Consider the following 229-nt stretch of genomic DNA (forward strand, 5'->3'; position numbering starts at 1 on the left):
TATGAAGTGGAAGCTTTACAGCAAGAAGCAGAAATAGTTTATAAGGTAGGGATCCAGCTGAAAAATATATCGTCAGAAGGAAAGAATGAGTTTATTCAGCATATGCACACATTACCGGAAGTTACGTTTATAAAGATAAAATCATAGCGTTGAAAATGAGGATAGAAGAAGCAGGAATATCGCTCTTATCTATCTTGTTTTGATATAAAATGCACGGAACATCACGTGA

General features: G+C 34.9%; 1 pseudogene. It reads left to right on the top strand.

The features are described 5' to 3' along the window. Positions 1-147, top strand: a pseudogene (locus KVT31_RS30110) (MgtC/SapB family protein); the annotation flags it as partial. Between the last annotated feature and the right edge of the window lie 82 nt (positions 148-229).

Source organism: Bacillus sp. GbtcB14, assembly GCF_019091205.1.
GTDB classification, from domain to species: Bacteria; Bacillota; Bacilli; order Bacillales; family Bacillaceae_G; genus Bacillus_A; species Bacillus_A cereus_AG.